This is a genomic window from Chromohalobacter sp. HP20-39 (assembly GCF_033052815.1).
GTDB lineage: Bacteria > Pseudomonadota > Gammaproteobacteria > Pseudomonadales > Halomonadaceae > Chromohalobacter.
The window spans coordinates 1-389 of sequence record NZ_JAWHTP010000249.1 but is presented as its reverse complement, the minus strand read 5'-3'; the positions used below and the strand labels follow the sequence as shown (position 1 = coordinate 389).

Sequence of the window (389 nt, the reverse complement as noted above, 5' to 3'; positions counted from 1 at the left end):
CAATAGGTGCGTCACCAGATGCGTATGCGCTATCATTGGGTGAATCCATGTTGGATGATCCTATCTTTAGAGTATTCCCCAATCGCGATGACTGATGGCACCACACTTCCGCACGCGCCGAGGCGCTCCCTGGTCGACACGACGATTGAGCTGATCCGCCGTCAGATCGAGAATGGCGTCTGGCCAGTGGGTGAGAAGATTCCGAAAGAGCAGGAACTGGCTGACATGTTGAATGTAGCTCGCAACACCGTGCGGGAAGCTATTCGCGTGCTGTCGCATGGGCAGGTGCTTGAAGTTCGGCAAGGAGATGGCACCTATGTGCGCACCAATGTCGATCCTGTCGAGGTCATGCGTCGTATTGGCCGTTCGAGCCTGCGCGAGCACCTTGC

At 56.3% G+C, this 389-nt stretch carries 1 protein-coding gene; it reads left to right on the top strand.

What is annotated here, in order from left to right:
* Window positions 1-87 precede the first annotated feature (87 nt).
* A partial coding sequence (locus RVY79_RS17845) for a FadR/GntR family transcriptional regulator (protein ID WP_317465849.1) occupies window positions 88-389 on the top strand: 302 nt, incomplete at its 3' end.